General features: G+C 27.4%; 10 protein-coding genes. All 10 read right to left on the bottom strand.

Annotation, left to right across the window (positions count from 1 at the left end):
- The coding region (locus ACRC03_RS01550; RefSeq protein ID WP_438650790.1) for a Nif3-like dinuclear metal center hexameric protein at positions 1–345 on the bottom strand (345 nt) is incomplete at its 3' end.
- A 27-nt stretch (positions 346–372) separates the two neighbouring features.
- Positions 373–1059 (bottom strand): tRNA (adenine(22)-N(1))-methyltransferase, encoded by a 687-nt coding sequence (locus ACRC03_RS01545; protein WP_438650789.1) that lies wholly within the window; start codon positions 1057–1059, stop codon positions 373–375.
- 130 nt (positions 1060–1189) lie between these two features.
- On the bottom strand, positions 1190–2350 hold the full coding sequence (rpoD, locus tag ACRC03_RS01540) for an RNA polymerase sigma factor RpoD (protein WP_438650792.1): 1161 nt from the start codon (positions 2348–2350) through the stop codon (positions 1190–1192).
- A gap of 11 nt (positions 2351–2361) precedes the next feature.
- Entirely contained in the window at positions 2362–4173 is a 1812-nt protein-coding gene (dnaG, locus tag ACRC03_RS01535) for a DNA primase (RefSeq protein WP_438650788.1), read from the bottom strand.
- 531 nt (positions 4174–4704) lie between these two features.
- Positions 4705–5487: a 3-deoxy-7-phosphoheptulonate synthase gene (aroF, locus tag ACRC03_RS01530; RefSeq protein WP_438650787.1), complete on the bottom strand. Its 783-nt coding sequence runs from the start codon at positions 5485–5487 to the stop codon at positions 4705–4707.
- Positions 5477–5974, bottom strand: a complete 498-nt coding sequence (gene folK / locus ACRC03_RS01525) for a 2-amino-4-hydroxy-6-hydroxymethyldihydropteridine diphosphokinase (protein ID WP_438650786.1) — start codon at positions 5972–5974, stop codon at positions 5477–5479. The genes aroF and folK overlap by 11 nt, the downstream gene beginning before the upstream one ends.
- Positions 5967–6332: a dihydroneopterin aldolase gene (folB, locus tag ACRC03_RS01520; protein ID WP_438650785.1), complete on the bottom strand. Its 366-nt coding sequence runs from the start codon at positions 6330–6332 to the stop codon at positions 5967–5969. Before folB ends, folK begins: the two co-directional genes overlap by 8 nt.
- A 10-nt stretch (positions 6333–6342) precedes the next feature.
- Entirely contained in the window at positions 6343–7134 is a 792-nt protein-coding gene (folP, locus tag ACRC03_RS01515) for a dihydropteroate synthase (protein ID WP_438650784.1), read from the bottom strand.
- A gap of 20 nt (positions 7135–7154) precedes the next feature.
- Positions 7155–7739, bottom strand: a complete 585-nt coding sequence (folE, locus tag ACRC03_RS01510; protein WP_438650783.1) for a GTP cyclohydrolase I FolE — start codon at positions 7737–7739, stop codon at positions 7155–7157.
- Positions 7740–7756: 17 nt separating this feature from the next.
- Positions 7757–8431 (bottom strand): hypothetical protein, encoded by a 675-nt coding sequence (locus ACRC03_RS01505; RefSeq protein WP_438650782.1) that lies wholly within the window; start codon positions 8429–8431, stop codon positions 7757–7759.
- Positions 8432–8436 lie beyond the last annotated feature (5 nt).

The raw sequence follows: 8436 nt of genomic DNA, 5'->3' as shown, positions 1-8436 counted from the left end.
TTCCATAAAATAATCATTTAAACCATCAAAAGCTATATCAAAATTAGTATGCATCGAGTAAAGAGCCATATCATTTTTAATTAATTTATGTATTAATTTCCCTTTAAAATCTCCTGTATTTATCTTATTCATCTTTTTAAATATGAATGGATGATGAGTTATTATTAAATTTATATTATTTTCTATAGCCTCATCTATTACTTTGTCATTAGCTTCTAAGGCAACTAATACTTTTTTTACATCCATGTCAAAGTCTCCAACTAATAAGCCCACATTATCCCAATCATAAGCTAAATCTAATGGGTACTTGCTTTCTATTTTCTTTATAAGACTTTTTAGTTTCATTTTTTCATCCCCTTTATCATTCTATTACTATTTTAATTTTTCAAGCTTATTTATTAGTCTTTTATTTTCTTTCCTTTTTTCTTCTATAGCTTCACCATTTTTACCTTCAAGTTTTTTAATAATAGAATTATACATAAATATTTTTTTATCTATAAATTCTCCTAATAAAGAATCCTTATTTTCAATTAACCTTGATCCTACCTCAAAATAAATTTCATCTTCTACAACTGTATTTTCTCCAGTGTATTTAGTCTCTATTATTTCATATATTCTAAAGTCTTCTTTAACTAATACTTCATTAAGTATTTCATACCCATTGTTTAATAAGTACTTTCTAAGTTCTTTTTGAGCTTGCATAGGCTGAAGAATTAGTTTATCTACAGAGTGAGCCACTTCAGTTTTGGCTTCTAATAATTCACTTATTAGTATTCCTCCCATACCCGCTATAATAACTTCATCAACTTCACCTTTTTCAAGTACTTCTATACCTGATCCTAATCTTAAATCAACTTTGTCTAAAAGTTTATTATGCCTCACTTCTTTCTTTGCATTTTCTAATGGTCCTTTATTTACATCTGCCAATATAGCAAAGGAAACCTTTCCTTTATTCAATAAATACACTGGTATGTATCCATGATCTGTACCTATATCTGCTACTTTTTTACCTTCACTTACTAATGATGCTATTTTTAGTAATCTATTTGTTAATTTCAATTTTTGCTCATCCTTTCTAAATATATATAATTGTCATTATGAGTAATTAATCTTTCAAATTTATAAGTAACGCTAATAAAAGCACTATATATATAAAAATTCGCCTTAAATAAGGCGAATTTTTTATATTTTAGTCTAAGTAATCTCTAAGTTTCTTAGATCTACTTGGATGTCTTAATTTTCTTAAAGCCTTAGCTTCTATTTGTCTTATTCTTTCTCTAGTTACATCAAATTCTTTTCCTACTTCTTCAAGAGTTCTAGCTCTACCATCTTCAAGACCAAATCTTAATTTTAATACTTTTTGTTCTCTTTCATTTAATGATCCTAATACCTCTTCTATTTGTTCTTTAAGTAATGAGTATGCTGCAGCTTCTGCTGGTGCTGGTGCATCTTCATCAGGTATAAAATCTCCTAAATGACTATCTTCTTCTTCACCTATTGGAGTTTCAAGAGATACTGGATCTTGAGCTATTTTCATTATTTCTCTAACTTTTTCTTCAGTCATTTCCATTTCTTTAGCTATTTCTTCAGGCTTAGGATCTCTTCCTAGTTCTTGAAGTAATTGTCTTGATACTCTGATTAACTTATTTATAGTTTCAACCATATGAACTGGTATTCTTATCGTTCTAGCTTGATCTGCTATAGCACGAGTTATAGCTTGTCTTATCCACCATGTAGCATAAGTACTAAACTTAAAACCTTTTACATAATCAAACTTTTCAACTGCTTTTATTAGCCCTAGGTTCCCTTCTTGTATTAAATCTAAGAAAAGCATACCTCTTCCTACATATCTCTTAGCAATACTTACAACTAATCTTAAGTTAGCTTCCACTAATCTTTGTTTAGCCATTTCATCGCCTTCAAGCATTCTTCTAGCTAACTCCACTTCTTCATGTGGCTTAAGTAATGGAATTTTTCCTATTTCCTTTAAATACATCCTTACGGGGTCATCTATGCTTATACCTTTTGGTAATGATAAATCTATTGCTTCTAATTCTAAAGGCATTTCCTCTTTTGTTGTTTCTTCGTCTACACCCTCATCTAAGTTATCTATATCTAACTCATCATCAATAGAAAAATCTATTTCTGCTTTTTCTGTTTTATTTTCTACTACTTCTATACCCAAGTTACCTAATGTTTCATAAAGATTTTCTACTTGATCTTTATCTAATTCAGTTTCTGAAAAAGCTTCCATTATTTCAGCAAGAGTAAGAGATCCTTGTTTTTTACCTTTTTCTATTAGGCTTTTTGCCGTTATCCTTTTTAATTCTTTTTTATTTTGCACATTCAGACCTCCTTTCCTTATAATCTTTGTAATTGTCTTCTTAGTTCAACTATTTTTAAAGCTATTTCCATAATCTTACCATCTACCTCTTTCGCGTCCTTAGTATTTTTGTTGGCTTCAATTTCTTTTTGTTGTTCTAACAATCTATTGATTTTTTCATTAAGAGTATTTTTCTTAACATTTTTTATTATTTCATCTATATTTTTGACATCACCTAAGTTCATGCTATCTAAAGATATACTTTCCAAATCTTTTATATATTCTTCGGATATATTTAAACTTTTCATTTTGTCAATAGTTATTTTGTCCAATTCTTTATTTTTGATTATGTAATTTAAAATTAATTTGCTATCATTTGATAAAAAATCTGATTCATCTATTTTTAATAGTATTATATCTCTCAATTTTTTATCTTCTAGGATTATTTTTATAAGATTTTCTTCTACAATTTTTTCTCCATTAATAATGGTTTTTGGTTTTTCTATTGACTTTCCTTCTTTTTTATTAAAATAATTATTATTTTCTTTTTTATTCAAGTATTTATTATAATTTTTTCCATATATTTCTCTTTTTATGGATTCTACGCTTATATCAATTTGGTTACTTAAATATTTAGTATAATAATCAATTTCTACGGGACTTTTTATTTCTTTAATAACTTTAATTGCTTCTTTTGCAAATTTCATTTTTTCTTCATCATTATTTATATTGAAGTTCTCCTTAATTATATCAATTTTATACTTTATATAATGTGAAGAACTGTCAATTGCTTTTTTATATTCTGATAAACCGTATTTTCTGATAAATTCATCTGGATCTTTAGATTTATTTAAGTTTAAAACTTTTACATTTATGTCTAATTTTGCTAGTATCTCTATAGCTCTTAAAGTTGCTTTAATTCCCGCTTCATCTGAATCATATGATATAATCGCCGTATCTGCATATCTTTTAATTAAGTTCCCCTGTTGATCTGTCAAGGCTGTTCCTAAGGTTGCTACGACATTTTTTATTCCATACTGATAAAGTGATATTAAATCCATGTAACCTTCAACTAGCACTATAGTTCTATCTTTTATTTCTTTTCTTGCAAAATTTAATCCATATAGGTTTTGTCTTTTATTAAATATTAAAGTATCTGGAGAGTTTAAATATTTTGGTAATGAATCATCTAGTACCCTTCCTCCAAATCCTATAACATTTCCTCTATAATCAAATATAGGGAATATTACCCTATTTCTAAATTTATCATAAATTTTATCAGTCTCTTTTTTATAACCAAATAATCCACACTCTATTAAGTCTTTCTTTATGTATCCCCTAGATAATAAATAATCTACAAGTGCATTCCAGGAATTTAAAGAATATCCTAATCCAAATTTCTTTATTATTTTATCATCTAGTCCTCTTTTTCTTAGATATTCATAGCCTGGATTTCTTTCTTTTACTAGATTTGAAAAATAAAATCTAGCAGCTTCTACATGTATGTCTTGATATTTTTTTGATTTTTCTATCTTTTCCTTAGTTTTTTCATCTACGTTAGTATTTATTTCTACCCCACATTTACTGGCTAATAACTTAACTGCATCTATAAAGTCTAAGTTTTCCATTTTCATTACAAAATTTATAACATCTCCACCTTCTCCACATCCAAAACATTTATAAATTTGTTTTGATGTGTTTATGTAAAAAGATGGCGTTTTTTCTCCGTGAAAAGGGCATAATGCCTTGTAGTTACCTCCTGATGGTTTTACACCTATGTACTGAGATATTGTACTAACTATATCACATCTAATTTTTACTTCTTCAATTATATCTTTTATATCATTCATATTATCACCTTCTGGTGTAATTTTTGTATTAACATATTTATTTTACATTATATTATAAATTTGTCAAACATTCATTATACATAATTCGACTTTTTTTCTTAATATCCTTCTTAAAATTCATTTTTTTTCTTTTTGTTTTTTATTTATATTATACATTTGAGTATTTACATATTTTTTAATATTTAATACCTTTTTTGTTTTTGTATTAATTTTAATTAATTATATCTTTATAATTTCAGTTTAAACTCATTTCTCTTATTAATTTAATCTTTCCTTTTTTATTATAATTACTCTTAATTTTTAATTTTTAATCTTTAATTTCTTTTTATTTTTTACAAATATAAAAAGCCTTCTATAAATTATGAAGACTCTTCAGAGATGATTACTTAAAGGTTTAATGCGAATTTTATTATATATATGAATATAATGCTATATACTGATAATTATAGCTATATTCCATAATTTATCAACATTTTTTTTATTTTCAAGCATAAAAAAACATAAAAAAGAGGCATTTTGCCTCTTTTTTAATCATTTTATAGAATTCATTAAATCTTCAAATTCATCAAAGTGTAGTGATTGCATTCCGTCAGACAGTGCATTTACTGGATCTGGATGAACCTCTACCATTATTCCATCCGCTCCTACTGCAAGCGAAGCTATAGACATTGGTTTCACTAAATATCTTACACCTGTAGCATGAGATGGATCTACTACAACAGGAAGTCCTGTTTCCTTTTGTATAATTGGTACCGCTGCTAAATCTAATGTATTTCTAGTATAATCATTGTAAGTTCTTATACCTCTTTCACACATTATAATTTTATCATTTCCTTCTACCGCTATATACTCTGCCGCACCTATCCATTCACTTATACTTGCACATAAACCTCTTTTTAACATTACAGGTTTATCTTGTTTCCCTACCTCTGTTAATAAAGTAAAGTTTTGCATATTTCTAGAACCTATTTGAATTACATCTGCTACTTCATATAGCTTATCTAATTCTCTTGCATCCATTAGCTCTGTTATAACAGAAAGTCCTGTTTCTTTTTTTACAGCTTTTAAAATTTCAAGACCTTCTTCTTTTAGTCCTTGAAATGTGTTTGGAGATGTTCTAGGTTTATATGCTCCACCTCTTAACATGTTTGCACCTTTACTTTTTACAAACTTTGCAGTTTGTAGTAATTGTTCATAACTTTCTATAGCACAAGGTCCTGCCATAATAATTTTATCTTGTTTTACTATTATTTTTTCATCATTATTAGCTAGTATCTCAAACTTTAAGTTTTTATTAAATAGGTTATTTTTCATCACCTATATACTCCTTTACTTGTCCTCTTTCTTCTAATGTTAGTGAATTTAAATATACATCTATAGTTTTACCCTTAATAACAAGATTTGTATTTAAGTCTATAAGAGGTATTAGTACAAATGCTCTTTCACTTATTCTAGGATGAGGGATTGATAGTTTTTCATCGTCTAATATTATATCATTAAAAAATAATATATCAACATCTATAGTTCTAGGGCCCCATCTTATGATTCTTTCTCTATTTAATCTTTGTTCTACTTTTTCACATATTTCTAGTAGACCATATTCATTTAACTCTGTTTCTACTTCTAAACACATATTTAAAAAGTCAGGTTGATCAGTATATCCCCAAGCTTTTGTTTCATATATTTTAGATTTTTTAGTTATATTTACATCTGTACTTTCTGATAATATACTACAAGCAGCGCTTAGATATTCTACTCTATCTCCCATATTAGTACCAAGGCCTAAGTAAGCTTTATTCATCTCTACTTCTCCTTATCTCAACTCCAAAATAGTCATAGATTCCATTAACTGGAGCTTCCGGTTTTTTTATTCTTATCATTATACCCTTTACTAAATCAAATATTGCAAATACTTCTATTGCAATATTTTCAGCTAGAGCTTCTAATAAATTAAATCTTCCATTTATCACAATATCTTTTACAACTTCATAAACATCTGCATAGCTAACAGATTTAGTCATATCATCACTTAATCCTGCTTCCTTTGTGTTTACATCTAATTCTATATCTAAAAAGAATTTTTGACCTAATACACTTTCTTCTTTTAAAAGTCCATGATAAGCATAAAATCCAAGATTTTGCATTAATATTTTATCCATACGTATACCTCTATCTTCTATATATTGCATCCGTCATTTTAGCTGCTCTTATATTTTCTTTTACGTCATGTACTCTTACTATATCTATTCCATCTCTAATTCCTAGAACTGTTGTAGCTATTGTTCCTTCTACTCTTTCCTTAGGTTCTACGTCTAGTACATGACCTATTACTGATTTTCTTGACGTGCCAAGAAGTATTGGATATCCTAGCTCTTTTAGTTCATGAAGTCTATTTAAAACTTCTATATTCTGTTCAAAAGTTTTTCCAAATCCAATTCCTGGGTCAACTACTATTTTATTTTTGTCTATGCCACACTTTATTCCTATGTCTATACTTTCTTGTAAAAATTCTTTCATAGATTCCATTATATCTTTATCATAATCAGTTCCATCTTGATTATGCATTATACATACATGAGCATCATATTTAGCTATTACTTTAGCCATATTTTCATCTTTTCTAAGTCCCCATACATCATTTATCATTTCAACACCTAAATCTAATGCTGCCTTTGCAACATCAGCTTTATAAGTATCAACTGATATAGGTACATTAATTTCTTCTTTTAATTTTTTTATCACAGGAATAATTCTCTTTAATTCTTCATTTGCATCTACATATTTATGACCTGGTCTTGTTGATTCTCCACCTAAGTCAATTATATCTGCACCTTCTTTTATCATTTCTTTTGCATGATTTACAGCTATATCTATATTACTAAAATCTCCTCCATCGGAAAAACTATCTGGAGTAAGATTTAATATCCCCATTATATAAGTTTTTTTCCCATAATCAAACATATTGCTATTCTCCTAGATTATTATTTCATAGTAATTAAACTCATTGCCTCAGCTCTTGCTGCTATATCTCTTTCAAATATACCTCTAACTGCTGATGTTGTAGTTTTTGAACCTGCCTTTTTAACGCCTCTCATAGTCATACACATATGTTCAGCTTCTACTACAACTATAACTCCATATGGTTGTAATTCTTCCATTATTATATCTGCAACACCTTTAGTTATTCTTTCTTGTAACTGTGGTCTTTTGGCAAATGTTTCTACAACTCTAGCTAGTTTTGATAAACCAGTTAATTTTCCATCTTTAGGTATATATGCTATATGCGCTTTTCCAAAGAAAGGAACTATATGGTGTTCACAACAAGAGTAGAAAGGTATATCTCTAACTAAAACTAGCTCTTCATGGCTTTCATCTTGAAAAATTACCTTTAAATGCTTTTTTGGATCTTCATGAAGCCCTGAAAATATTTCTTCATACATTCTTGCTACTCTATCTGGAGTATCTAATAATCCTTCTCTGTCAGGATTTTCTCCAATAGCCTCTAATATGTCTCTGACTGCTCTTTTTATTTTTTCTTTATCTACATTACTCATTTTATTACTCATTTTCCTAACCCCCTTGATTAGTGTTTTATTTTAAAAATATACTTGTACACATTTAGTAATTCTTCATGTTGATAATATCCATCAATTCTTTTTATTAGTTCAAACAGATATTTATCTTCATTTTCTAATGTTTTCAAAAGTTTTTTATCTTTTGGAATCCATTTATTATTTACTCTAAAATATACTATTATAATGTCTTTTAAGCATATATTCGTTAAAAATGTAAATTCAAACTGACTATATTTTACCTTATATTGTAAGCTTTCTATTTTAGAGAAAATTTCTAGTTTAAGGCCCTCTTTTTCTTCGCTTGAAAGTTTCTTTGGTCCTTCAATATATTTTTTTTTACATAAGTCTATTATATTTTGTGCTTTATTATTTTTGTCATATATAATTTTAGGATCTTTCATTTCTTTTAAAAAGAAATATTCTTTATTTTTTATAAAGCTATCTACACCATTAGTCGAGAAATAATTTATGTCAAAATCTATTTTATTGACAGTTTTTATAATTCTCTCTTGCTTTTCACCATAAGCTCTAAATACAAATATATCAATATCATTTATATCTAATTTATTATGAGTTAATTCTTTATTTTTCGAAGAACCTACTAAAAACACTTCAGTAACCTTATTATCTTTTATAATATTATTTATCTCTTTTGTGTAGATTTCAAAAATACTATTTGTCATAAGTT

The organism is Romboutsia sp., assembly GCF_051659545.1.
In the GTDB taxonomy this organism is placed as follows: domain Bacteria; phylum Bacillota; class Clostridia; order Peptostreptococcales; family Peptostreptococcaceae; genus JBOFOR01.
The sequence above is the reverse complement of the archived record's forward strand: the minus strand, read 5'-3'. Positions and strand labels throughout refer to the sequence as shown.